Annotated in this window: 20 protein-coding genes; 9 read left to right on the forward strand and 11 right to left on the reverse strand. The window is 63.2% G+C overall.

Translation table 11 applies throughout. The annotated features are described in order from the left end of the window. Nucleotides 1-166: 166 nt before the first annotated feature. Nucleotides 167-1018 carry a phosphatase PAP2 family protein gene (locus tag C486_RS11410; protein ID WP_008456233.1) on the forward strand — a complete coding sequence of 284 codons (852 nt, stop codon included), beginning with the start codon at nucleotides 167-169 and terminating at the stop codon, nucleotides 1016-1018. Between the two features lie 68 nt (nucleotides 1019-1086). On the opposite strand, the gene C486_RS11415 is transcribed toward C486_RS11410, so the two are convergent. Continuing rightward, the gene (locus C486_RS11415) at nucleotides 1087-3546 is read right to left on the reverse strand and encodes a DEAD/DEAH box helicase (RefSeq protein ID WP_008456234.1); all 2460 of its coding nucleotides are present in this window, start codon (nucleotides 3544-3546) and stop codon (nucleotides 1087-1089) included. A 479-nt stretch (nucleotides 3547-4025) separates the two neighbouring features. On the opposite strand from C486_RS11415, the gene C486_RS11420 reads away from it, so the two are divergent. Then, nucleotides 4026-4526, forward strand: a complete 501-nt coding sequence (locus C486_RS11420) for a TspO/MBR family protein (protein WP_008456236.1) — start codon at nucleotides 4026-4028, stop codon at nucleotides 4524-4526. Nucleotides 4527-4571: 45 nt separating this feature from the next. On the opposite strand, the gene C486_RS11425 is transcribed toward C486_RS11420, so the two are convergent. The 3 genes from C486_RS11425 to C486_RS11435 form a co-directional block, all read right to left on the reverse strand. Then, nucleotides 4572-5162, reverse strand: coding sequence for a dolichol kinase-like protein (locus tag C486_RS11425; protein WP_008456238.1), 591 nt, complete (start codon nucleotides 5160-5162; stop codon nucleotides 4572-4574). A gap of 193 nt (nucleotides 5163-5355) precedes the next feature. After that, entirely contained in the window at nucleotides 5356-7140 is a 1785-nt protein-coding gene (gene glyS, locus C486_RS11430; RefSeq protein WP_008456239.1) for a glycine--tRNA ligase, read from the reverse strand. Beyond that, a complete protein-coding gene (locus C486_RS11435) occupies nucleotides 7133-7987 on the reverse strand; it encodes a CBS domain-containing protein (protein ID WP_008456240.1) in 855 nt (284 codons plus the stop codon). The genes glyS and C486_RS11435 overlap by 8 nt, the downstream gene beginning before the upstream one ends. 132 nt (nucleotides 7988-8119) lie before the next feature. Between C486_RS11435 and C486_RS21690 the strand changes: the two genes are divergently transcribed. From C486_RS21690 to C486_RS11445, 3 genes are all read left to right on the forward strand, one after another. Beyond that, nucleotides 8120-8281 carry a DUF7556 family protein gene (locus C486_RS21690; RefSeq protein ID WP_169316578.1) on the forward strand — a complete coding sequence of 54 codons (162 nt, stop codon included), beginning with the start codon at nucleotides 8120-8122 and terminating at the stop codon, nucleotides 8279-8281. 165 nt (nucleotides 8282-8446) lie between these two features. Then, nucleotides 8447-8962, forward strand: coding sequence for a hypothetical protein (locus C486_RS11440; protein ID WP_008456242.1), 516 nt, complete (start codon nucleotides 8447-8449; stop codon nucleotides 8960-8962). Between the two features lie 385 nt (nucleotides 8963-9347). Continuing rightward, nucleotides 9348-9980, forward strand: coding sequence for a hypothetical protein (locus tag C486_RS11445; RefSeq protein ID WP_241432500.1), 633 nt, complete (start codon nucleotides 9348-9350; stop codon nucleotides 9978-9980). Between the two features lie 147 nt (nucleotides 9981-10127). Here C486_RS11445 and C486_RS21695 read toward each other — a convergent pair whose 3' ends face one another. From C486_RS21695 to C486_RS11470, 6 genes are all read right to left on the reverse strand, one after another. Beyond that, the gene (locus C486_RS21695) at nucleotides 10128-10283 is read right to left on the reverse strand and encodes a hypothetical protein (protein ID WP_008456244.1); all 156 of its coding nucleotides are present in this window, start codon (nucleotides 10281-10283) and stop codon (nucleotides 10128-10130) included. A gap of 174 nt (nucleotides 10284-10457) precedes the next feature. Further along, on the reverse strand, nucleotides 10458-11774 hold the full coding sequence (locus C486_RS11450; RefSeq protein ID WP_008456245.1) for an ABC transporter ATP-binding protein: 1317 nt from the start codon (nucleotides 11772-11774) through the stop codon (nucleotides 10458-10460). A 10-nt stretch (nucleotides 11775-11784) separates the two neighbouring features. Then, on the reverse strand, nucleotides 11785-12951 hold the full coding sequence (locus C486_RS11455) for an ABC transporter ATP-binding protein (protein WP_008456246.1): 1167 nt from the start codon (nucleotides 12949-12951) through the stop codon (nucleotides 11785-11787). A 2-nt stretch (nucleotides 12952-12953) separates the two neighbouring features. Then, a complete protein-coding gene (locus tag C486_RS11460) occupies nucleotides 12954-13985 on the reverse strand; it encodes an ABC transporter permease (RefSeq protein WP_008456247.1) in 1032 nt (343 codons plus the stop codon). Nucleotides 13986-13987: 2 nt separating this feature from the next. Next, nucleotides 13988-14989, reverse strand: coding sequence for an ABC transporter permease (locus tag C486_RS11465; protein WP_008456248.1), 1002 nt, complete (start codon nucleotides 14987-14989; stop codon nucleotides 13988-13990). A gap of 114 nt (nucleotides 14990-15103) precedes the next feature. Beyond that, nucleotides 15104-16687, reverse strand: a complete 1584-nt coding sequence (locus C486_RS11470) for an ABC transporter substrate-binding protein (protein ID WP_008456250.1) — start codon at nucleotides 16685-16687, stop codon at nucleotides 15104-15106. A gap of 255 nt (nucleotides 16688-16942) precedes the next feature. Here C486_RS11470 and C486_RS11475 point away from each other — a divergent pair, with 255 nt between their 5' ends. Together C486_RS11475 and C486_RS11480 are read left to right on the forward strand one after the other, a co-directional pair. Then, a complete protein-coding gene (locus C486_RS11475) occupies nucleotides 16943-17362 on the forward strand; it encodes a PPC domain-containing DNA-binding protein (RefSeq protein WP_008456252.1) in 420 nt (139 codons plus the stop codon). Between the two features lies 1 nt (nucleotide 17363). Next, on the forward strand, nucleotides 17364-21014 hold the full coding sequence (locus tag C486_RS11480; protein WP_008456253.1) for a DNA polymerase II large subunit: 3651 nt from the start codon (nucleotides 17364-17366) through the stop codon (nucleotides 21012-21014). 310 nt (nucleotides 21015-21324) lie between these two features. Here the strand turns inward: C486_RS11480 and C486_RS11485 are convergent, their stop codons facing one another. Next, the gene (locus C486_RS11485) at nucleotides 21325-22236 is read right to left on the reverse strand and encodes an alpha/beta fold hydrolase (RefSeq protein ID WP_008456256.1); all 912 of its coding nucleotides are present in this window, start codon (nucleotides 22234-22236) and stop codon (nucleotides 21325-21327) included. Between the two features lie 405 nt (nucleotides 22237-22641). Between C486_RS11485 and C486_RS11490 the strand changes: the two genes are divergently transcribed. Together C486_RS11490 and C486_RS11495 are read left to right on the forward strand one after the other, a co-directional pair. Then, nucleotides 22642-22980: a DUF7130 family rubredoxin-like protein gene (locus C486_RS11490; protein WP_008456257.1), complete on the forward strand. Its 339-nt coding sequence runs from the start codon at nucleotides 22642-22644 to the stop codon at nucleotides 22978-22980. 103 nt (nucleotides 22981-23083) lie between these two features. Then, nucleotides 23084-23377 (forward strand): DUF7130 family rubredoxin-like protein, encoded by a 294-nt coding sequence (locus C486_RS11495; RefSeq protein ID WP_008456259.1) that lies wholly within the window; start codon nucleotides 23084-23086, stop codon nucleotides 23375-23377. The last annotated feature ends 359 nt before the right edge of the window (nucleotides 23378-23736 follow it).

The following is a 23736-nucleotide window of genomic DNA, read 5'->3' on the forward strand; positions in this document are numbered from 1 at the left end:
TGAGCCGTCACGGTCCGAGTGTCCGTCGATCGGGCGGCTTCGACCTGTGCGTCGTCGAAGCCGCCAATGTCGTCGTCCGGTACGACTCGCCGCCCTCCCCCGTGCCGGATACTCGCCCGCTCGCGGCTCGCGATCGCTTGCCCCCTGAGACGGAGGAGAGCCACCGATGGCATTAGGTTACGTTACGTTCATTACAATAGCGACCGTCTGCATCGGCGTTACAGCCACTTGCGCGCTCTGTGTCCGCTCTTCGGCGCTCCCGCGAACGATTGCCGAACTCGAGAACCGGGCCCGGGAGCTCGCGCCCTATCTCGGCGTCACGCTGCTGGTGTTATTGGTGAAGCGATGGACGCATTACCGCAGGCTGGAGCTCTCGTATGCGCTCGACTGGAACATTACCGCAGAGATCTACGCCGTGGAGGGCTCGTTCGTCGCCGGCCTGCAGTCGATCGTTCCCGACACGCTGATCGGCTTTTTCTCCGCGATGTACATGTTCGGGTTCCCGTACCTGCTGGTGTCCGCCCTCGTCCTCTACTTCCTGTTGGCGACCCAGCGGCGCTTCAAGCAACTGCTCGTCGCGTACGCCCTCAACACCCTGGTTGGATCGATCTTCTATACGCTGTTTATCGCCTACGGCCCGCGCAATCATCTGTCGACCGTCAACGGGCTCATGTACGAGTTCTACCCGCAGACACAGGAACTCACGGCGGAGGTGTCGGCGAACACGAACGTCTTTCCGTCGCTCCACACGTCGCTGGCGGTTATCGTCGCGATATTCGCCTGGCGGTCGCGTCGGGACTACCCCAGATGGTTCCCGATCGCGTCGGTCGTCGCCACCCTCGTCGTCTTCTCGACGATGTATCTGGGGATTCACTGGTTGATCGACGTCATCGCGGGCGTCGTCCTCGGTGTCTGGTGTGTCCTCACCGCCGAGCGACTCGTCGCCCGCGCGGAGGGTGAGCCCGTTTCCGCGTCGGACGACCGCGAGACGGGTCTCACGACCGAACTGAACGACTGAGCCGTTCCCCGCTCGCTCGAGTACTGCGCGTGGCCGATCATCACCCGGCCGCCGGATCGCGCGGCTGCTCAGCCCGTGTAGTCGCTTCCGATGACTTCCCGAATCCGCTCGGCGGTCACTGTCCCCACGCCGTCCGCTTCCTGTAACTCGTCTTCGGTCGCGGTCATCACCGCCTCGACGGTGCCGAACTCCTCGAGTAGCGACCTGGCCGTGACGGGGCCGATTTCGGCGATCGAGGAGACCACGTACTCCTGTTGTTCGCTTAGGGTCTTGGTCCCCTTTTCGCCGTGGACCGATACTTCTCGGTCGGCGGTCTCCTGTTCCCGGCCGGCGATCACCGCGAGCAGTTCGGTCGTGTCGTCCTCGTCGTCGGTCCGCAGGACGCTCGCCCCGAAGTCGACCGCGAGACTCGAGAGCGCCCCCCGGACTGCGTTCGGGTGGACGTCCCGCTGTTCGTACAGCCCCTCGCCCTCGACGATCACGATCGGCCGCGAGTAGTGGCGGGCCATCGCGCCGACCTGTTCGAAGACGGAGCGGTCGCCGCCGACCAGCGAGTCGACGAAGTCCGCGACGGACTTGCGCTCGACGACGACCCGATCGGAGAGGACGTAGTCGCCGACCTCGAGCGTCTCGAGGCTGATCTCGTACGCCTCGCGTCGCGAGAGGTCGCGGGCGATGTTCGCGTCCATCTCCCGCTGGTCGGCGACGACCGCGACGGTGTCGCCGTCGGCGTGTGGGTCGTGGGTCTCGACGTCCCCCTCGATCCCGTCCGCCCCGTCTCCAGGTTCCTGATTACGACGTGTTTCCGAGTTGTTGTCTCCGAATTCCTGCAGTCCCGGCCCCGCTGCAACCCCCTCGCTTCCGCTGGCGGAATCGCCGACGGCGTCGGTGTTTCCGTCGGTCCCGTCTCCTTTCACTCCGCCCTCGCCTGCTCCCTCGAAATCGGTCAGTGACTGTTGTGAGTCGTCGAGTTCCTCGGCGATTTCGGGGGCCAGTCCTTTCAGTTCGCGCAGTTCCGACTCCATCTCCTTCTCGCGCCGCCGCGAGATCCAGAAGTAGGCCTCGTCGCGGGTGTCTTCCGCCATGAGGACGACGACCCGTCCCTCTGTCTGTCGACCCGTCCGCCCCTTCCGCTGGATCGAGCGGATCGCCGTCGGTACGGGCTCGTAGAAGAGTACGAGGTCGACCTCGGGCACGTCCAGCCCCTCCTCGGCGACCGATGTCGAGACGAGCACCTCGAACTCGCCGGCACGAAACTCGTCTAAGACCGCCTGTTGTTGCGTCTGGGTCATCCCGTCGGAGCCGTCGCGGTCGCCCTGTCCGACGAACCGCTTCGTGTCGAAGCTTTCCGAGAGGAAGTCAGTCAGCGCCTCCGCCGTGTCGCGGGACTCGGTGAAAACGATCACCCGCTCGCCACCCTCGAGTCCCAGCGTTTCCGCGAGCAACATGCGCGCTTTGCTGTATTTGGGATGGATCTCGTCGAAGCGCTCGGCTTTCCGCATGGCCTCGCGCACGCGCGGATCGGAGACCATCCGCTGGCTGGCCTTCGACGCGCCCGAGGTCCGGGCCTGATTGCGCTGGCGCTCGAAGTACCGCCGGAGCGCCTCGACGCTCTGGGTCTCGACCAGCGTGACGGCCTGCCGGAGCTTCATCACTTCGGCGTGGATCGACATCCCTTCGAACCCCTCCGACTGGTCGTTGTTGATCAACGTTTGCAACTCAGCCCGCATCCGATTGAGGTCCTTCTGGGACTGATCGGGCTGGGTCGAACTCGCGACTCCGAGTTCCTTGAGTTTCTCGAGGCGCTCTTTGATGACCTCGTTCAGGGCGTCGCGGATCTCGAGGACCGCGTCGGGCAGGTCGATGCGCTCCCACTCGACCTCGGTGTCGTGGGTGAACTCGTCGACGTCGGCGTCCTCCTCGGTCATCACCTCGACCTCGTCGATGCCGAGGTTTTCACAGACCTCGAGAATGGCCTCCTCGTCGCCGCCGGGCGAGGCGCTCATCCCTGTCACGAGCGGCCGCTTGGCGTCGGCGTGGTAGCGCTCGGCGATGTAGTTGTACGCGTAGTCGCCGGTCGCCCGGTGGCACTCGTCGAAGGTGGCGTGGGTCACGTCGGCGAGCGAGATCCGGCTCCCGACGAGGTCGTTCTCGATCACCTGCGGCGTCGCCATCACGACCGTCGCCGACTCCCACGTCGCGGCGCGGTCGTCCGGGCTCACGTCGCCGGTGAAGACGACGATCTCCTCGTCTGAGAGCTGCAGCGCTTCGCGGTAGAAGTCCGCGTGCTGTTGGACGAGCGGTTTCGTCGGCGCGAGCATCAATGACTTCCCGCCGACCTCCTCGAGTCGCCGTGCGGTGACGAGCAGGCTCACCGTCGTCTTCCCCAGCCCCGTCGGGAGACAGACGAGCGTGTGGTGGTTCGCGGCCGTCCCCGCGAGTTTCAACTGGTAGAGTCGCCGCTCTAAAAAGCCGGGCTCGAGGAGCGGATGCTCAATAGAGGCGACGTCCTCATCCGTCGTAGCCATTACCGGCTGTTCATCGTCGCCGCGAATAAGGATTCCCGTACCGTGGTGAAAGTAAACGAAGACGGCTCCGCCTCTGTCGACCTCGAATCGGCGGTCCGATTCCGTCGTCGACACGACCGATACGGGACTCCAGACCAGTCGCTGTACTTGTCACCCCTGCCCGCCGTTTGGTGCCCATCAACTGCCGCTCGAGAGCGGTCGATCGCCGGTCGTCGTCCGCCCAACTCGGCTAGAGCTCTTCGACCCGCTCGGTCTGACACAATGCATCGGAGACACGATCGCGCTGTGACCGTCGAATTGACGGTTTTCGGTTGTCCATGACGATCGACGATCCGAGCGCGACTGCGGTCGTCCATCGGGTGCCCCACAACGCGTAGCCTCCGTCGGTAAGGCTCGTTCCCACCCGTCGCCATCGGCCGGGTCCGTAGTCGATCCCGCACGTGATCCCATTATAATTCCGCCGGTGACGTAGGATGCGTATGGCGTTCCGATCGATCACCCACCGCCTCCCGGACGGCGGCTCGATCCTCACCGCGATCGGCTTCATCCTGCTTGTCAACATCGTCGGCGCGGCTCCCAGCGTGTTCTCTTCGCCCGACACGCCGTGGTTCCGCGCCCTCGAGAAACCGTGGTTCTACCCACCAACGATCGCGTTCCCTGTCGTCTGGACGCTCCTCTTTACCCTCCTTGGCATCGCGCTATGGCTCGTCTGGCGCAGCGACGCCGACGGGCGTCGCCTCGCGCTCGGTGCCTTCGTCCTCCAACTGCTGTTCAACGTCGCCTGGACGCCCGCCTTCTTCGCGCTCGAGGCCCCGCTGGTCGCGCTAGGGATCATCGTCGTCCTCTGGGGACTCGTCGTCGGAACGATCCTCGCCGTTCGGCGGGTCGATCGGCGCGCTGCGGCGTTGCTGCTCCCGTATCTCGCGTGGGTGACGTTCGCGGCCGTCCTCAATTTCGAGCTCTGGCGGTTGAATGCCTGACCCGGTGTCACAGCCGAACGACCGGGATGGCGGCCCGGCTCGAGGTTACATCGACACCGGCGTGAACTCGAGGACGAGATACGCCAGACAGGCGGCGTAGATCGGGATCGTCAGGTTGTCGTCGATGATGTAAGTACGGATCTCGACCGTCACGCCGTCGGCGAGTGTCGCGCCCGCCGCTGCGAGCAGCGCCGCCGTGATCGGCAGGAACGGGAGCGCGATGAGCGTCGAAACGAGGAACATCGTGCCCAGCACCTTCGGTGATTTGACCCGCTGGAGGCTGTTGTCCGAGACGGCCCCGCTGATCGGGTCGCCGAGCGCGAGCATCAACATCGCGGGCAGCGCGATCGTCGGTTCGAAGCCCACCACGACGGCGGCCATGCTAATCAGGTAGAGCGCGTATGCCGCGGGGTTGTCCTGTTCGTACTCGCGGGTGAGGACGTCGTAGAGCCGCCAGTCGAGCCCGATCTGGAGTCGTAGGAACTCGAGAACGAGCGCGCCGGCCGCGAGGACGACCATGAGGATCCGAAACCGGGGCCACGTCAGCCCGAGTTCGAGATAGTTGGCGAGCAGATAGAGGGCGACCAGCCCCGAACCGCTGGCGTGGACGAGTCGCCGCTTCAGTTCGTCAGCCATCATGTCCTGCGTTGGGAGAGGTGACCTTCAGTCCGTCGGTTAGTTCTCCCGAGAGGTATATAGTGTTTAAGTGCGCGCCGGCGACCGACGCCGATTTCGCTGTGCGCCGTCGCGTGTCGTTCGTCCGTAACGTGATACCGAAATCGCTCACACCCCGCGCAAAACGCTCTCTCCGCAACGCGAGTGCCGTCGCTTACTCCTCGAGATCGTCGAACGCGAGATCGCCGGCGCGAATCGCCGACAGCGTCTCGGGCAGCTCGTCGATCGCGAGTCGCTTCTGGTTCGTCGAGTCGCGTTCGCGGACCGTGACGCCACCTTCGTCCTGTTCGATACTCTCGTAATCCACCGTCACGCAAAACGGCGTGCCGACCTCGTCCTGGCGGCGGTAGCGCCGACCGATATTCCCCGAGTCGTCGTACGTGACCGATAGGCCTGCCTCGCGGAGGTCCGCGGCGATGTCCCGTGCCGCGTCCTCGAGTTCGTCGTCGTTTTGCAGGGGGAAGACGCCGACGAACGTAGGTGCGACCTCCGGATCGAGTTCGAGGAAGGTCCGTTCTTCGCCGGCGACCTCGTCCTCGCGGTAGGCGTGGTGGAGGACGGTGTAGACCAGCCGGTCGACCCCGAAGGAGGGTTCGATCACATGCGGGATGATGTGTTCGCCCGCTTCCGTTTGTTCCTCGACGGCGAAGCCGGTCTTCTCAACGGGGATCTCGTGGCGTTCGCCCTCGAGTTCGATCTCGACCGTGTCGCCGTCGAACGCCGACCGGTCCCGTTCGGCGAGGGCCTCGAGTTCCCCGACGACGGCCTGTGCGTCGCCGCCGAACTCCGGCCCGAGGTAGCTCATGTCGGGATCAACCGTCGCGCGCTCGACGGTTTTGGGCTCGTCGTACTGCTTGAAGATCGTAAAGCGGTCGCCGGAGTGTTCGGCGTGTTTCGAGAGATCGTAATCGCTCCGGTAGGCGAAGCCGGCCATCTCGATCCAGTTGCCGTCTATTTCGCTCTCCGCGTCCCAGCAGTCCGCCGCGTAGTGGGCGCGTTCGCCCGGGAGATGCTGTCGGAACCGGAACCGGTCCATGTCGACGCCGACAGCTTCGTACCAGGGTTTCGCGACGCCGAGGAAGTACGCGACCCACGGACTGGCGATGGTTCCGTCGTCGACGGCCGCACCGATCGTCGTCCGTATCTCCTCCCCATCGTCGCTGTGCTGCTCGCTGGCGGGGTAGAGCGTCACCTCGACGTCCTCGACGCTCTCGAGGTCCGGCTCGTCCTCCTCGGGGTCGATGAAGTACTCGAGTTCCGCCTGCGTGAATTCGCGGGTGCGGATGATCGAGCGCCGGGGGCTGATCTCGTTGCGGTAAGCGCGGCCGATCTGGGTCACGCCGAAGGGGAGCTGGTTGCGCGCGTACTCCTTGAGCCGCGGGAATTCGACAAAGATACCCTGTGCGGTCTCAGGGCGCATGTAGCCGGGGTCGGAGTCGCCGGGACCGATGTTCGTCGCGAACATGAGGTTGAACGAGTCGACGGCCTGTCCCGCGAGCCCTGCACCGCAGGCGGGACAGACGAGTTCGTACTCGGCGATGACCTCCTCGACCTCGGGAATGGGGAGGCTCTCCGCGTCTTCGTAGTCGGTGTTGTCCTCGACGACGTGGTCCGCGCGGTGACTCTCGCCGCAGTCGGGACACTCGACGAGCATGTCGTCGAAGCCGTCGAGATGGCCCGAAGCCTCGAAGACGGGTTCGGGCATGATCGTCGGTGCGTCGATCTCCATGTTGCCTTCCGCGACCGCGAAGCGATCCCGCCAGGCGTCCTCGACGTTGCCCTTCAGCGCCGCGCCCTGGGGGCCGAAGGTGTAGAAGCCGCCGACGCCGCCGTACGCCCCCGCGGACTGGAAGAAGTAGCCCCGCCGTTTGGCCAGTTCGACCAGTTTCTCGCTCGTCGATTCGGCCGCGTTCGCCGCCGCGTGGTCGTGCTCACTCATAGAGTACCTCCAGTAGATCGACGTCACGGACGACGCCGACGAGGTCCTCGCCCGTGACCATCGGAATCTGCTCGATATCGTTGGTGATCATCCGCTGGGCGGCCTCCTGGACCGCCATCTCTGCCGAGACCGTCACGACTTCGTCGGTCATGAACTCCCGAACCAGCCCCGCCGGTAGCTCGATGTCCCGCGTGGGGAGATAGCGACTGCCGACCGCCTTGATCCCCTCCCAGGACCAATCGTCGTCCTGATCGCCGAAGTTGTCGCCCGTCTCCTCTTCGCCTTCGACGATCCGGGCGACCTCGAGCACGTCGACTTCCGTGAGGACGCCGCTCATGCGACCGTCGTCGTCGAGTGCAACGGCGTAGGGGACGTTCGCGTAGGAGAGTTCCCGCTCGGCGACGGGCAGGGGCGTCCCCTCGTAGGTCGTGTTCACGTCCGCGCTCGCGTAGGCCCCGACGGTGCCCTCGGTCGCCTGATCGCCCGTCGCGATCGCGTGGATGATGTCCGTGACAGTGATGATCCCCTCAAACTCGCCGTCGACGACCGGAACGCGGCGCGCGGTCGCCTCGACCATCGTTCGCGCGACGTCCTCGAGGTTCGTCTCAGCGGTCGTCGTCGGGACGTCCTCTTCCATCAGCATCACGAGCTGGTCCTCATCGGGCTGCTCGATGAGGCTCTCTCGGGAGATGAGACCGCGGTACTCCGGCCCGTTGTCGGTCGGTTTGACGACCGGGACGGACGAGAACGACTGTTCTTGCAGGTACTCGAGTACGTCCGAACGAGTACCCGGCAGGTCGGCAGTGACCACGTCCTCGCGGGGCGTCATCGCGTCGGCTACGTTCATATCCCCACGGTACGGCGAAAATGAGTATAAACCCAGTGTTTCACACCCGATATCGGTTCGACTTCCGATCGGTCCCGCAGCCGGACAGTCCGATTCGATGAGTTTATATGTATCTGGTTGTCACTCTCACACATGGCGACGAACCCCCACGCCATGGCGTCCGATGAGACGATCGTCGGTTCGATCGACTCGACGGCTACGAGCGACGAGTACGTCATCGCGGACATCTCCGCGGACGGTGCCTGGCTGTCGATGCAGGCAGCTGACGCACCGACGCTTTCGGCCTGGCGATAATTAGGAGGGGGTCGTTCCGTGTCTGCATTGTCGTTGCCGGCCACGACAGCTGTTCGAGTCGGCCATCGTTCGGACGGCGGCTGCCGAACTCACCGCGAGCCAGCCGGTCGCGGTGACGGGTCGGCGACCGCTACCGTTTAGTACGACGCGCCGGTCGCTGCGTCTATGAAGCGCTCTCGGCCGCCACGGGAGGCGAGTCAGGACTCGAGCGACGAACTCGGACTCGAGCGCGACGGCTCGCGCTTTTCCCCCGTCACTGTCCTCGCGTCGCTGGTTCCCCGCGCGGTCGCCCGGCGCGTGATCACCGTGTCAGTCACGACCGACCGAGATGTCTACGAGCGTGACGACCCCGTCGAGATCACCGTCACGTTCGAAAATCGGCTCCCGGTGCCCGTCGAACTCCCGACACCCCGGCAACGGCGCTGGGGCTGGACCGTCGACGGCTACCTCGAGGCCAGCGACGAGCGCCGGTACACACCGGAGCGGCCCGCGACCTTCGATTTTCGCGGCGGCGAGCGAAAACGAGTCTCGGTGACCTGGAACGGCCGCCTCGAACGGACCGACGGCGACTGCCACGAATCAGTCGTCCCTGACGCCGGCGAACACGAGATTCGGGCGTTCGTCGCAACCGCCGAGGGGACGGCTCGGCCGGCGGACGTGATCACGATCCGACTCGAGTGACACCGGGGCTCTCCCACCGGCGGCGCTGGCCGACCGCTCGCTCTGATCGACAACGATCAATCCATTTGTATTCCCTCTTAGGATTCGTTACCCAGTATTCTGATACCGTTCTCGACTCCCGGCTCTCGTCCGGACCGAGTCGGATTCGGACTCAGTGGACCGTCACCCGTTCGTATTGATACCGTTCGCGATTCGTCCCCTCCTGCGTTTGAACTATTCTCTATTCTGGAACATGTCTTCCCTCCAACTCCGATAATCAACGCCGGTCGACACGACCGAAATGCGGGTCTGGAATCACTCTCGACCCGGAATGTTACTTCGACGAACATATAAAATTGCATAATTAAAACTTATATTAGTAAACGTGGGCGATGTAGATGCAGCAATGAAATACAACCGACGATCAATATTGAAGAAAGGCGCTGGCGTCGCAGTCGGTACTGTCGCAACGGCCGGTCTCGCCACTACCGGTGCAGCAGCGAACGGGTGCGACCCGTGGTTTACCGCGGACGAACTCGATCTCTATACGTCCGAGGAATCGATCGACGTGAGATACGAACTCGACGCCTCATATGTGTACCCGTGTGGGAGCTACGACTCATCGAGAGACAGTTCCGAGGGGTATTTCGAGACGACAGTGTTCCCCAATGAACGACAGGGGTGGCTGCTCAGTCCCAATGGTCGAACTGATCGGACGCTCACCCTCGATCCGCGGGGCTCGACCGACTTCACGTTCAACGTCGTCGATTACGCTGAATACGATCTGGACGAGTACAAGGGCGCGACGGAGTTCGAAATCGAAGTCACGGAGGGGTCGCCGGTGACGGTCCATCACACCACGTCGAACTGCAACGGCGGTACGACGAACACTCAGACTGTCAATACCGGTGAGACGAGAACTCTCTGCGTGGACGCAAAACCGATCTCGGTACAGTTCCAGGACCTCTCCTCGAGTAATACCGTCGTCTACAGGGACTTATCCGAACCCTGCTCGATTGTCACACTTCCCTGCGAGTGACACGAGTAGTTCCTCGCTTTCAGCGTGGTCGGCCGTGACGACTCGAAACTCATCGGATCCCGAGCGGCCTCTACCGTCGATAATCCGTCGTGCCGCTTCCGATCTCGAGCGATCAGGGTTCGGTACCGTCTCGGGTCGACTGTCCACTTATCCGGTCAGGAACCCGCCTGGCGAAACGCGCGTCTCGGGCTGGCCGTCGTCGCTCGTCTGGACGCCCGAAAACGACGGCGAGTGGTCGATCGTTCGCTGTATCTTCGTACCGGTTTTCGTGTACGCTGCCAGGATGGCGAGTATTTCACTCATATATGAGTAAATAGTTCTGGCAGCGGCTTAAGAGTTTTTGCGATGATTGACCGTGTTGAACTATCGCTCACCGGGGACTCAGTGAACAGTTCGCACGGCCGGTCGCGTCTCTCGGTTTCCGATCGGTGCTCGACGGCACCGGTCAGCGACCGGTGCAGGCCCGATCCGGAACCGTCACCGGTGCAGGTGACAGGCCGCGAAGTGGTCGCCGTTGCCGTGTTCTGACTCGAGGTCGTACGCCGGCCGCTCGTGTGCACAGATGCTCTGCTCGGCGAAGGACTCGAGCAACAGGTCGGTCGCGGTTACCCACCGGTCGGTTTCGTCGTCATCGTTCCCACCGGCACTGCCGTCGCTGGCGACGAGTTCGATCGCCTCGTCGACGATCGACCCTGCCTCGCCGCCGGGCCGGTCGCCGTCGAAGAACTCGGCCTCGATCCGAGCGGCCGGCATCGGCTCGAACGAGCGTCGCTTGACCGCCCGCATGAACGCCCGTGTCTGTGCCCACTTCTCCTCGGACCAGTCGTACGCGTCGGGTGCGATCAGGCGCGGACACCGCGTCCGGAACCGACACCCGGAGGGTGGATCGACCGGGCTCGGCACCTCTCCCTCGAGTACGCCCCGGACGCCGTTCTCTCGCGGGTCGGGGACGGGAATCGAATCGAGCAAGGCACGCGTGTAGGGATGTTGGGGATTCTCGAACAGTTCTTCCTTCTCGGCGAGTTCGACGATGTGTCCGAGGTACATCACCGCCACGCGGTCGCTGATATGCCGAATGACCGAGAGGTCGTGGGCGATAAAGAGGTACGTGAGCCCGAACTCCTCCTGGAGCGACTCCATGGTGTTCAGCACCTGCGCCTGAATCGAGACGTCCAGTGCGGAGACCGGCTCGTCACAGACGACGAAATCGGGGTCGACCGACAGCGCCCGTGCGAGGTTGATCCGCTGTCGCTGGCCGCCGGAGAACGCGTGTGGATGCCGGTTGTAGTGGCGCGGATCGAGGCCGACCTTCTCGAGGAGTTCTTTCGCCCGGGCTCGTCGCCCCTCGTCGTCGAGCATGTCGTGGGCCCGCATCGGCTCCTCGATGATCTGGCCGACCTTCATCCGCGGGTCCAGCGAGGACTGGGGATCCTGGAAGATCATCTGCATGTCCGAGCGCATCCGTCGGAGTTCCTCCCCGCCGAGGTCGGCGAGGTTCTCCCCTTTGAAGTAGATGTCCCCGTCGGTCGGCTCGAGCAACCGCAGGATCGTCCGCCCGAGCGTGCTCTTGCCACAGCCGGACTCGCCGACGAGCCCGAGCGTCTCGCCGGGCTGGATCTCGAGGGAGACGTCGTCGACCGCTTTCACCGTCTCTCGGTTGACGTTGACCGGCGGGAACTGATCTGGCTCAAACTCCAGTCCGGCCAACAGCCCCGAGTCCTGCCCGAAGTACTTCGTCACGCCATCGAGTTCGAGCAGGGCGTCGTCGCTGTCGTAGCCGCTGTCCTCGTCCATTCGAATGCCGCTACTCACGGTTCTCACCTCCGCTGTCGTCGCCGGCCGGATTTGCCGTGAGCTCCGACTCCGGCTCCTGGGCCGCCGCCGGTCCGGCGTCGACCGCGACTCCCTCGAGCGACGGGCTCTGGTCGTAGCCCGCGTCGAACGCGTCGTGTTTCACACAGGCCGCTTGATGTGGTTCCCCGTCGCCGTCGGCGACCACCTTCACGTCGGGATGGGCGCGTTTACAGACCTCCCGCGCGTCCGGACAGCGCGGATGGAACCGACAGCCCGACGGCGGGCTGATCGCTTCGGGCATCACACCCTCGATCGCCTCGAGTTCCGTGACGGTCCGGTCGGGGCGGGGAATCGAATTCAATAGGGCGTTCGTGTAGGGATGTTTGGTGTCGTAGAACAGGTCGTCAACCGTCGCTTTCTCGACGATCTCGCCGAGGTACATGACGTTCACCCGGTCGCAGATCTCCGCGACGACGCCCAAGTCGTGGGTGACCCAGATGAAACTCGTCCCGTACTTTTCCTGGAGGTCGTCGACGAGATCGAGGATCTGTCCCTCGACAGTGACATCTAAGGCCGTCGTCGGCTCGTCGGCGATAATGAGGCTGGGCTCACAGGCCAGCGCCATCGCGATGAGGACGCGCTGGCGCATCCCTCCGGAGAACTGGTGGGGGTACTCGTCGTAGCGCTCTTCGGGGTCCGGAATGCCCACTTCGCGGAGCATGTCGATCGCTTCCGCTCGCGCCTCGTCCTCCGACAGCCCGCGGTTAAGTTCGATGAACTCGCGCAGTTGGCCGCCGACGGTGAAGACGGGGTTGAGCGACTCCATCGGGTCCTGGAAGATCACCGCGATCTCGTTGCCCCGGATTCGGGTGCGAATCTCCTCGCTCGAGAGCATGTCGTCGCGCTCCTGGAGGTCGCCGTCCGGCCCCTCCTCGAGGCCGAAGAGGGTCTCGCCTTTGTACGTGATCTCGCCCCCGACGATTTCGCCGGGACTCTCGACGAGTCCCATGATGCTCATCGAGGCGACCGATTTCCCGGCGCCGCTCTCGCCGACGAGGCCGACGATCTCGCCCTCGCGGACCTCGAACGAGATGCCGTCGACTGCGCGTACTGTACCTTCCTCGGTGAAGAACTGCGTCTTGAGGTTCTCGACGCGAAGTAGTGGTTCGGAGCTCATAATTAGTCGTCAATCTGTGGGTCGAGGGCGTCCTGCAGGCCGTCGCCGAACAGGTTGAAGCCCATGATGGTGATCATGATCGCGATACCGGGCCAGATCGAGAGCCAGATATTCGAATGCATGTAGTTGCGATGTGCGATGTTGAGCATCTGCCCCCAGTCCGGGGTCGGTGGCTGCGCCCCGTACCCGAGGAAGGAGAGTCCCGCAACGATGAGGATGGTCACGCCGATCTGGAGCGTCGCGTACACGAGCATCGGGGCGAAGCTGTTGGGGACGACGTGTCGCATGATGATGTTGCGGTCTTTCACCCCGGCCGCCTGTGCGGCTTCGATGTAGTCCATTTCGCGGACGCTCAAGACCTGACTCCGGATGATGCGGGCGAAGATCGGAATAAAGGCGATCCCGACGCCGAGTACCGCATACCAGATGCTGGCTCCGCCGATGAAGACGGTGAAGACGATGATGAGGATCAGCGGCGGGATGGCGTACACCGTCTCGACGATCCGCATCAGGATGTCGTCGACTTTTCCGCCGTAGTAGCCCGCGACGGCACCGATGATCGTTCCACCGCTGAGGCCGATGAACGTCGAGATGAGCCCGACGAACACCGACACCTGCGTGCCGTAGACGACTCTGGTGAAGTAGTCCCGTCCGGTGTGGTCGGTTCCCAGCGGATGATCGAGCGTGCCGCCCGCCGGCAGTGGGTTCCACGACTGCTCCGCCAGCGGGAAGTACGGCGGCATGTGCTGGGTTCCCTCACCCGGCGGCGGAATGTGCGTGGGGTGATCGAAGAACGGCAGCAGTTGTGCGAACGTGTAATCGGATACCTGTCCGAACGTGAGCCGTGACAGGTTGCTGTCGATCAAGGTGTACATCGCGACGAACAACGTGAACGACACGATGTACAACCCCAACCGGGCCGTCGTGTCCTGTTTGATCCGTGCAACGGTGTACCGCCACCCGACGCGTGCCTCGACTTCGTCTTCGGCTCCCGATTCCGTCTCGCTGTCGAGTTGTGATTCACCGACTGCCATAGTTATTCACTCTCACCGTAGGTAACCCGTGGATCGATGTACGCATACGAGATGTCGGTAACGATGACGCCGAGAACGAACAACACGCCGAGCATCATCGTCACCCCCATCATGAGTTGATAGTCGTTTTGCTGGATCGCGTCGACGAATAGCTGTCCCATGCCGTTGATGTTGAACACCGTCTCGACGATGACGGCACCGCCGATCGCCGTCGACAGGTTGGCCCCGACGATGGTGACGATCGGTAACTGGGCGACCTGAAACGCGTGCTTTCGCAGGATCGTCCGCTCGGGAACGCCGTACGCGCGGGCGAGTTTGACGTACTCGCCTTGCAGTGATTCGATCATCTGCGTCCGTTCGACGCGCATGATCGTCGCCATCTGCAGCGTCCCCAGTGCGATCATCGGCAACAGCAAGTGTCTGAGCGACTGATAGTACAACTCGAGGTGGCCGTCTATCGACCGATAGGTACTGGGAGGCCGCCACGGATAGACGAGTCCGCTCGATGGGAGCCACTCGAGTTTGACGGCAAAGATCAATATCAGCACGATCCCGATCCAGAACGATGGGGTGCTGACGCCGATGAGCGCGGCAACCCGGGAAGCGTGATCGCTCGGTTCGTTCCGTTTGTCGGCGGCGACGACTCCGAGCGGGATCGCCGTGATGAGGGCGAACGCATATGCCGACAGGACCAATAGAAGCGTCGGGCCGACCCGTTCCAGTATCAGATCGGCGACCGGCCGTCGATAATGGATGCTCTGCCCGAGGTCTCCCTCTAGCAGGCCGCCCATGTACGTGAGGTACCGCTCGTGGAGCGGTTGGTTGAGTCCGTATCGTTGTTCGATCGCCCGTACTAACTGCTCGTTTTGTTCCTGCCCTTGCAGCATGAGACTGACCGGGTCGCCAGGTCCCAGGTTCGCAAGCAGAAACGTAATAACGGAGATCCCGATGAGGACGGGGATCGACTGCAAGAGCCTGTATGTCGCGTATTTGAGTAATTTCATGAATCCGTGAATCTGTCTGTTGATTCGTCGCGGTCATCTTCGTTCGCGGTCGTTCAACCCGCTATGCTCGGGAAACCGTTGACACTCCCGGCAAACCTCGTCCGACCACATCCATCATTCTATTGAGACATTAGCATAATCGGAGACGAAAACCGGGTTCGTCGCGGAGTCCGGATGGGCCTGGAGATCCTTCACGTAGTCGCGTGACGCCATCGTGTTGTCCAGCGTGAACGCCGACAGGACCGGAAGCTGCTCGACAATTTCCCGAATAATTGGGTCGTAAATCTTGTAGCGCTCATCTCGGTCGGACATGTTCCGCGCCCGAACGAGGTCGTCGTGGAAGGAATCGCTCCCTTCGTAGTAGTGGCCCTGGTTGCCGGTTGCACCGGCCTGACTCTCGTGGAACAGTGCATAGAGGTAGTCGTCCGGGTCGCCACCGCCGGACCAGCCCAGCAGGTACATCTGGTAATCGTCGGCGTTACCCGTGTGGTACTTGTCGAGCAGCGCCGCGAAGTTGAGTTGTTGGACGTCGGCACCGTAGCCGATCGAGTCGAGTCGGGTGGCGATTCGTTCCGCGAGCTGTGCCCGAAGTCCCGACGGCGTGAGGATCGTCGGCTCGAAGTCGTCCGGTGCATGTTCGTCGAGCAACGACTTCGCTCGGTCGGGGTCGTACTCCGGCAGCATATTCTTGTACTCCTCTTCCGGGAACTCCCAAATATCGTTGACGACCGGCGGAATCGGACTGTACATCGGCGTCGTCACGTTCCCGGCGTTGCTCTCGATGAAGCTCTGCATCGAGAACGAGTGGGCGATCGCTCGCCGTACCTCGGGATTTGCCGTCGGTCCTTCGTTACAGTTGAAGGCCATGTACATGTACGTCGAACTCTCCGAGGAATGGAGGTTGATGTTCTCTTCGTTATCGAGAACGTCCCAGTCCTTGTTAGGAACCTCTGAGATCACGTCGGTGTCACCGGAGCGGATGCTGGAGACGCGACCTGCGTTGTCGTCGTGGGCTTCGAAGCGGACTCGCTCGACGTTCGGTTCCAGATCGCCCCAGTAGTCGTCCCACCGCTCGACCTCGACGTAGGTGTCCCCGAGTTCGGCGAACTTGAACGGCCCCGCACCGATCGGGTTCCTGTTGAACTCGTCGCGATCATCGGTCCGGACATCCTTGGGGACAACTAGGACGGCCATCGTCGTGAGTTCGAACGGGCCGTACGGATCGTCACCGAGGTCGACCTGTAGCTGGTAGTCGTCGATGACCTCGGTGCTCTCGATCATGTTGTATTCGGCGGCGTTCTCCGTTGTCTCTTCGACCGGCGCAGTAAACGAGTGGGCCACGTCCTCGGCGGTTACGTCGTCACCGTTATGGAACGTTGCGGCCTCCTTGATCTCGAAGATATACCGGGTCCCGTCGCGCTCGACCGTCGGTTCGCCCGCCGCGATTCTGGGCTGTAATTCGAGTCCCTCGTTGTACTCGTAGAGTCCGTCGAAGACCCGCTCGATTACCTGAAAGCTGTAGGTGTCGTTCGAGACGATCGGATCGTACTGATCCTCTCGAGACTGTTCCTGCGTGAAATGGAACGCTTCACCGTCGCTACTGCTCCCACCGATACACCCTGCGATCGCTGCCGCGGAGACGGCAGTGCCCGAAGCGAGTAGTCGCCGTCGGGACAGTTCTGACGTGTGGTTTGACATACCAATGACAACTCCTATGAGATGGAATATATAATTTTTGGTGTTAACGCGATATATGCCGGAAAGTTCTATACTGGAACGTGACTAGTTGTCGAGTCGTCATGCATGTTCGATGGTGATGGTCTCCCATATCTGTGTTGGAAGTTGTTCGCATTATTAATAGCCATCGATGTTTGCTACTACCACAGTCGCGTTCGTATCCATCCGCCCAAACAAACGATGAGCTTTTTCTATCGGCCGATCCAGTAGCTGGATATGAACTATCGAGCCGTCGAGACCACGGGTGAGTACGTCGCCCGCCTCGAGACGGGTGCCGACTGGCGGGCCCAGATCGAGTCGCTCGCCGACGCGGTCGAGGCCGACGCCGCCTGGTTTACAGCGCTCGGTGCGGTCCAGGACGCCGAACTGTGGTTCTACGATCAGGACGCCTGCGAGTACGAGCCGGTCGCGTTCGACGACCCGCTCGAGGTCGCCAGTTGCGTCGGGAACGTCTCGTGGCTGGATGACGAACGGTTCGCCCACACCCATGCCGTCCTCTCGGACGACGACGGGACCGCCTACGCGGGCCACCTGAACGAGGCGACGGTCTGGGCCGGCGAGGTTTACCTGCGCACCTTCGAGGCCCCCCTCGAGCGCGAGTACGACGAATCCACCGACCTCAACCTCTGGCTCTAACATGCGCCCGGAAGACGAACGGTACTTCCGACGGCTCGAGGACCAACTCGACGACGCCTTCGATGTCGCCGAACGGGCCAAAGAGCGGGGCGGGGATCCGAAACCGGCGGTCGAGATTCCGGTCGCCAAGGACATGGCCGACCGCGTCGAGAACATCCTCGGGATCGACGGCGTCGCCGAGCGGGTCCGCGAACTCGAGGGCCAGATGTCACGGGAGGAGGCGGCCCTCGAACTCGCCGCGGACTTCGCCGAGGGACGCGTCGGTGACTACGAGACGAGGGCGGGCAAGGTCGAGGGTGCGGTCCGGACCGCGGTCGCCCTGCTGACGGAGGGTGTCGTCGCCGCACCCATCGAGGGGATCGACAAGGTCGAAATCCTCGAGAACGACGACGGGACGGAGTTCGTCAACGTCTACTACGCTGGCCCGATCCGCTCCGCCGGGGGGACCGCACAGGCGCTATCTGTGCTCGTGGCCGACTACACGCGCGCACTCGTCGGCATCGAGCAGTTCAACGCCCGCCAGGAGGAGGTCGAACGCTACGCCGAGGAAATCGCCCTCTACGACAAGGAGACGGGACTCCAGTACTGCCCGAAGGCGAAGGAGGCCAAATTCATCGCGAAACATCTCCCGATCATGTTAGACGGAGAGGCCACCGGCGACGAGGAGGTTTCGGGCTTCCGTGACCTCGAGCGGGTCGATACCAACAGCGCCCGCGGCGGGATGTGTCTCGTCCTCGGGGAGGGAATCGCGCTGAAGGCCCCGAAGATCCAGCGCTACACCCGGAACCTCGACGAGATCGACTGGCCGTGGCTGCAGGACCTCATCGACGGCAACTACGACGACGGCGACGAGGACGACGCTGCCGACGATGACGATACCGACGACGCGGCGTCGGATGCCGCCGCCGCGGACATGGACGACAGTGCCGATGGTGACGACGACACCGCCGACGAACCCGAGGGACCGCCTCGCGTCGACACCTCCGAGAAGTTCCTCCGGGATCTGATCGCCGGCCGACCGGTGTTCTCCCATCCCTGCGCGGAGGGCGGGTTCCGGTTGCGCTACGGCCGCGCACGCAATCACGGCTTCGCGACCGCCGGCGTCCACCCCGCCGCGATGCACCTGGTCGACGACTTCCTCGCGACGGGAACCCAGATCAAGACCGAACGGCCCGGCAAGGCCGCCGGCGTCGTCCCCGTCGACTCCATCGAGGGGCCGACGGTCAAACTGGCCAACGGCGACGTCCGCCGGATCGACGACCCTGAAGACGCCCTCGAGATCAGAAACGGCGTCGAGAAGATCTTAGACCTCGGCGAGTACCTGGTCAACTACGGCGAGTTCGTCGAGAACAACCATCCCCTCGCGCCCGCTTCCTATACCTCCGAGTGGTGGGTCCAGGACCTCGCCGCCGCAGGCGTCGACGTACAGGCGCTCGAGGACGATCCCCGGATCGATCTCGAGTTTCCTGATCCCGAGGAGGCAGTCGAGTGGGCTACGGAGTACGACGCTCCCCTCCATCCCGAGTACACCTACCTCTGGCACGACATCTCCGTCGACGCCTTTTGCGACCTCGCGGCGGCGGTCGCCGAGGGGCGGATCGAGCGCGACGGCGACGGCAGCGTCGACGGCAACGGGGACGACAGCATCCTCGTCCTCGCGTCCGACGACGTCGTCGCCGACGCCCTCGAGACGATCGTCATCGAACACCGCCAGCGCCCCGACGCGGACCGCATCGAAATCGACGACTGGCGGCCGTTCGTCCGCTCGGTCGGCTGCGAACCTCGACAGGCCGTCGCCGACGGCGCAGCGCTCGAGCCCGACCAGCAGCCCGGTATCGAACTCGAGCGTCCGTGGTCGGACGACGACCTCTCCGAGCGTGCCCGAACCTGGGGCCACGAGACCGAGGGCGACAACGCCATCGAGGCGGTCAACGAGGTCGCGCCGTTCCGGGTTCGCGAGCGCGCGCCCACGCGAATCGGCAACCGAATGGGCCGGCCGGAGAAATCCGAGAGCCGCGATCTGAGCCCGGCGGTCCACACGCTGTTCCCGATCGGCGAAGCCGGCGGCACGCAGCGCAACGTCGCTGACGCCGCCAAACACGCCGAGACGATGTCCGACACCCCCGGCGTCGTCGAACTCGAGGTCGGTCGCCAGCGCTGTGACAGCTGCGGCACCGAGACGTTCAAGAATCGCTGTCCGGACTGCGACGAACGCACCACGCCGGACTATCGCTGTCCGGACTGCGACCAGCGGCTCGAGCCCGACGAGGCCGGCCGCGTCGAGTGCGACCACTGCGAGCGCGAGGGCACCTGCGTCGAGACCCGCGAGATCGACGTCAACGAGGAGTTCCGGAGCGCGCTCGAGTCGGTCGGGGAACGCGAGAACGCCTTCGAGATCCTCAAAGGCGTCAAGGGACTCTCGTCGCAAATCAAGGTCCCCGAACCGATCGAGAAGGGCATCCTGCGAGCCAAACACGACGTCTCTTCGTTCAAGGACGGGACCGTCCGATACGACATGACCGACCTCCCGGTCACGTCGGTTCGGGCCAGCGAACTCGACATCGATGTCGGCCAACTCCAGGCGCTCGGCTACGAGGAAGACATCCACGGCGACCCCCTGACTCACGAGGACCAACTGGTCGAACTCAAAGTACAGGACATCGTGCTCTCGGACGGCGCGGCCGAACACATGCTGCGGACCGCCGACTTCATCGACGACCTGCTCGAGCAGTATTACGGTCTCGAGCCCTTCTACGAGTTCGAGGACCGCCAGGATCTAGTCGGCGAACTCGTCTTCGGGATGGCACCACACACGAGCGCGGCAACTGTCGGGAGAGTGATCGGATTCACGAGCGCGGCCGTCGGATACGCGCATCCGTACTTTCACGCCGCTAAGCGGCGGAACTGCGATGGTGACGAAGACTGCGTCATGCTCCTTCTTGACGGCCTTCTGAACTTTAGTAAGACCTTCCTGCCCGACCAGCGTGGCGGGAAGATGGACGCCCCGCTGGTCATGTCTTCCCGGATCGATCCCGCCGAGATCGACGACGAGGCCCACAACATGGACGTCGTCACGCAGTATCCTCGTGACTTCTACCTCGCGACCCGCGAGCAGGCCGATCCCGAGGATGTCGACATCGAAATCGCCGAGGCGAACCTCGGTACCGACCTGGAGTACACCGGCTTCGACCACACCCACGATACTACCAACATCGCGATGGGGCCGGACCTCTCGGCGTACAAGACGCTGGGCTCGATGATGGACAAGATGGACGCCCAACTCGAGTTGTCGCGCAAACTCGAAGCCGTCGACGAGACGGACGTGGCCGAGCGGGTCATCGAGTACCATTTCCTGCCCGACCTCATCGGGAACCTGCGGGCCTTCTCCCGACAGGAAACGCGCTGTCTCGACTGCGGCGAGAAGTTCCGGCGGATGCCCCTGACCGGCGACTGTCGGGAGTGTGGCGGCCGCGTCAACCTCACCGTCCACAAGGGCTCGGTCAACAAGTACATGCAGACGGCCATCCAGGTCGCCGAGGAGTACGACTGCCGCGACTACACGAAACAACGCTTAGAGGTCTTGGAGCGATCGCTCGAGAGTATCTTCGAGAACGACAAGAACAAGCAGAGCGGGATCGAGGATTTCATGTAGGTCCGGTTGCCCTGCGAGCTGTCGCGACGGTGGACGTCGTCGTGGCGTCCTTCGGCAAACGCTCCAGCAAAAGCGTTCGTCCTTCCGTTCCGTGACGCTCCATGCTAGTTCACATCAGTCGTCGGCCCGCTCGCCAACCCCGTCTCACGGCCGACGGTCGTTCGACTGTTCGCGGCGCTACGCGCCGCGCACGGCTTCGCTCGCGGTCGATACCTGGGAACGGCTTGCCCTTCCCCGGGTCGTGCGGTTCGCCGCAGTTGCGTCGAACACGCGCTCCCGGCCAAATCATCGAAGAACGAGCGACGCGGGCCTAATCGCTCGTGGCTCGAGTGACGCCGGGAATCCCTGCTTTGGTGTACTCCGGCTCCGGTGCAGCCTGCGGGTCCGGCAGCCACTCCCGGAGGCACGCATTGAATCGGTCGGGGCGCTCTCGAGGCGTCCAGTGGCCGCAGTCGTCGACGAGGGTCAGTTCGGCGTCCGGGATCAGGGTCGCTGCTCGCTTCGACCACTCGACGGGAACCAGCGGATCGTCCCGGCCGTGGATCAGCAGCGTCGGGACGGACAGGGACTCGAGGTCGCCGACGAAGTTCGTCCGGACGCGGCCGCTGAACGAGAGTTCGTTGTTCTGGAACTCCTGGAACGCCTGTATCGAACCGGGTTCCATCAGCTTTTCGCGCGTGTCCTCGACGAAGCGGTTGGGCAACGAACCGGCGTCCGCGACGAGGCTGTCGAGGACCATGCGAACGCTCCGCGTGGAGGTGCCGGCTGCGATCTTTCCGAACTCGGTCGCGCCGGGTACCTGTGACAACACTTTCCACTGGAGCGCACTCGGCAGTTTGCCCCCGAGACCGTAGCTGTCGACGAGCGCCAACTGCTCGACGCGGTCGGGGTTGTCCAGTGCGTAGCCGAGTGCGACGCCGCCACCCATCGAAATGCCAGCCAGCGAGACGCGCTCGAAGGGAAGCGTCTCGAGGAAGCCCTCGAGAACGTCGACGTAGGTCTCGACGGTGTGATCGATGTCGCCCGTACTGTTCCCGTATCCGGGCCAATCGAGCGCGTAGACGCGGTAGTCGGCCGCGAGTGCGTCGATCGCGTGTCGCCACGAGACGGTCGCGTCGTCGATCCCCGCGCCGTGACAGAGGACGATCGGCGGCCCGCTCGTTCCCGCACGCCGGTAGGCGATCCGACAGTCGCCGATGGTGGCGACACCGGTGCCGCTCATGATCGCATCACGTCACAGAGGGGACGGACCGAGGCCGTATTAGCAGTCGGATTTCGCCTCATGGCCGTGTCTAGTGGCCACAATGAGCAATTCCGGTCCCCCGATCGACCCACCGTTCGGTGTTTCGCCCCGGTGGTATCGAACGAGGGCTTTCTCGGCCCCCGTAACTCGATGACTTGTTCCTCGAGCGAACAGTCATTGGTAGAAGACCCATATATGTGTCTGTGTATCATATCACGCACCTCTCTTCCAGAACGGTATATTGCTTTCTATTACCATACTGGCTTCTAACATAGCTTTGTGCCGTGCTACTGCGGCTTTCGGGCCCCAACGGACGGACACGGTCTCGAGCGACCCGCATAATGCGCGCTGTGACTTTATCCCCGTCGCGGATGTAGCCCGGTCATGGTCAACACTGGCGAGACGCCGGGGACGGAAAGGGACGACGCGGCCGTCGAGGAGATAGCGGACCTCAATTTCGGGCAATCGGTCTACGACGAGGACGGCAACCGACTCGGTCGCATTCGGGGGTTCGACCGGAGCGGATTCTTCGTCACGACCCGCGACGGTGCCGAAGCGATGAGCGTCGAACACGCCCGTTCGGGCCACGAGTTCGGTGAGGCGTACTTGATGTGGCGATGTATGGAGTGTGGCGAGATGGGCGAAATCGACGAGGGACTGCCCGACGAGTGTCCGAACTGCAACACCGAACGGGAGGATCTGATGTACTGGACCGAGGACTGACCCGATGCTAGCACTCGAGTGGTCGCTGGCGACATTGGACAATTCTATATAGCACGTTGGGATTTATCCCTGCCCGTGGCGTAGATATACGACAGTGGTTCCCATGGGTAACGAACAGCCGCGACTGGCGTTCGGAACGACGGTCTACGCCGAGGACGGCACGGCAATCGGGCGAGTTCGGGGGATCGATGAGAACGGCTTCTACATCACGCTCCGGGACGGCATCGAAGGGATGAGCGTCGAACACGTCAGATCTGGGCAGGCGTTCGGCGAGGCCGAACTGATGTGGCGCTGCTGGGAGTGTGGCGAACTGGGCCGCCTCGATCAGGACATCCCCGATGCGTGTCCCTCCTGCGGTGCCGACCGGGAGGAATTGTACTACTGGACTGAAGATTAAGGGACAACCGACCCGTTTCAGCGACCGGACTCTCCCGATGACACTGAACTCTCCCCCTCAGTGACTCGAGTCGTGTTTCGAGTGAGTAGTGAGCGTCGTCGTTCCGTCGGTCACCGTCGAGAGGCGGGAACTCCAGTAGCAACGCGACGAATACGCCCGTTACCAATTGGACGATATTGAGTCCTCTTCTGCCGCTTGTGATCATTACTCGAACAGAGTACCTGACGTTGACCGAGTGACCGGACGATCGGTTTCCTCGAGTGCGCATCGTCCGCGTGCATTTCCTTCATGAATATTGGTTGTGTAAATCGATAGTATTATTAACAATCGTTACGCACCGCGAAACGGTTCGCCATGAG

The organism is Natrinema gari JCM 14663 (assembly GCF_000337175.1).
GTDB lineage: Archaea > Halobacteriota > Halobacteria > Halobacteriales > Natrialbaceae > Natrinema > Natrinema gari.

Coding starts and splice junctions, on each gene's coding strand:
- C486_RS11410 (WP_008456233.1), top strand. CDS start 167: ATGGCATTAGGTTACGTTACGTTCATTACAATAGCGACCGTCTGCATC.
- C486_RS11415 (WP_008456234.1), bottom strand. CDS start 3,546: ATGGCTACGACGGATGAGGACGTCGCCTCTATTGAGCATCCGCTCCTC.
- C486_RS11420 (WP_008456236.1), top strand. CDS start 4,026: ATGGCGTTCCGATCGATCACCCACCGCCTCCCGGACGGCGGCTCGATC.
- C486_RS11425 (WP_008456238.1), bottom strand. CDS start 5,162: ATGGCTGACGAACTGAAGCGGCGACTCGTCCACGCCAGCGGTTCGGGG.
- glyS (WP_008456239.1), bottom strand. CDS start 7,140: ATGAGTGAGCACGACCACGCGGCGGCGAACGCGGCCGAATCGACGAGC.
- C486_RS11435 (WP_008456240.1), bottom strand. CDS start 7,987: ATGAACGTAGCCGACGCGATGACGCCCCGCGAGGACGTGGTCACTGCC.
- C486_RS21690 (WP_169316578.1), top strand. CDS start 8,120: ATGGCGACGAACCCCCACGCCATGGCGTCCGATGAGACGATCGTCGGT.
- C486_RS11440 (WP_008456242.1), top strand. CDS start 8,447: ATGAAGCGCTCTCGGCCGCCACGGGAGGCGAGTCAGGACTCGAGCGAC.
- C486_RS11445 (WP_241432500.1), top strand. CDS start 9,348: ATGAAATACAACCGACGATCAATATTGAAGAAAGGCGCTGGCGTCGCA.
- C486_RS21695 (WP_008456244.1), bottom strand. CDS start 10,283: ATGAGTGAAATACTCGCCATCCTGGCAGCGTACACGAAAACCGGTACG.
- C486_RS11450 (WP_008456245.1), bottom strand. CDS start 11,774: ATGGACGAGGACAGCGGCTACGACAGCGACGACGCCCTGCTCGAACTC.
- C486_RS11455 (WP_008456246.1), bottom strand. CDS start 12,951: ATGAGCTCCGAACCACTACTTCGCGTCGAGAACCTCAAGACGCAGTTC.
- C486_RS11460 (WP_008456247.1), bottom strand. CDS start 13,985: ATGGCAGTCGGTGAATCACAACTCGACAGCGAGACGGAATCGGGAGCC.
- C486_RS11465 (WP_008456248.1), bottom strand. CDS start 14,989: ATGAAATTACTCAAATACGCGACATACAGGCTCTTGCAGTCGATCCCC.
- C486_RS11470 (WP_008456250.1), bottom strand. CDS start 16,687: ATGTCAAACCACACGTCAGAACTGTCCCGACGGCGACTACTCGCTTCG.
- C486_RS11475 (WP_008456252.1), top strand. CDS start 16,943: ATGAACTATCGAGCCGTCGAGACCACGGGTGAGTACGTCGCCCGCCTC.
- C486_RS11480 (WP_008456253.1), top strand. CDS start 17,364: ATGCGCCCGGAAGACGAACGGTACTTCCGACGGCTCGAGGACCAACTC.
- C486_RS11485 (WP_008456256.1), bottom strand. CDS start 22,236: ATGAGCGGCACCGGTGTCGCCACCATCGGCGACTGTCGGATCGCCTAC.
- C486_RS11490 (WP_008456257.1), top strand. CDS start 22,642: ATGGTCAACACTGGCGAGACGCCGGGGACGGAAAGGGACGACGCGGCC.
- C486_RS11495 (WP_008456259.1), top strand. CDS start 23,084: ATGGGTAACGAACAGCCGCGACTGGCGTTCGGAACGACGGTCTACGCC.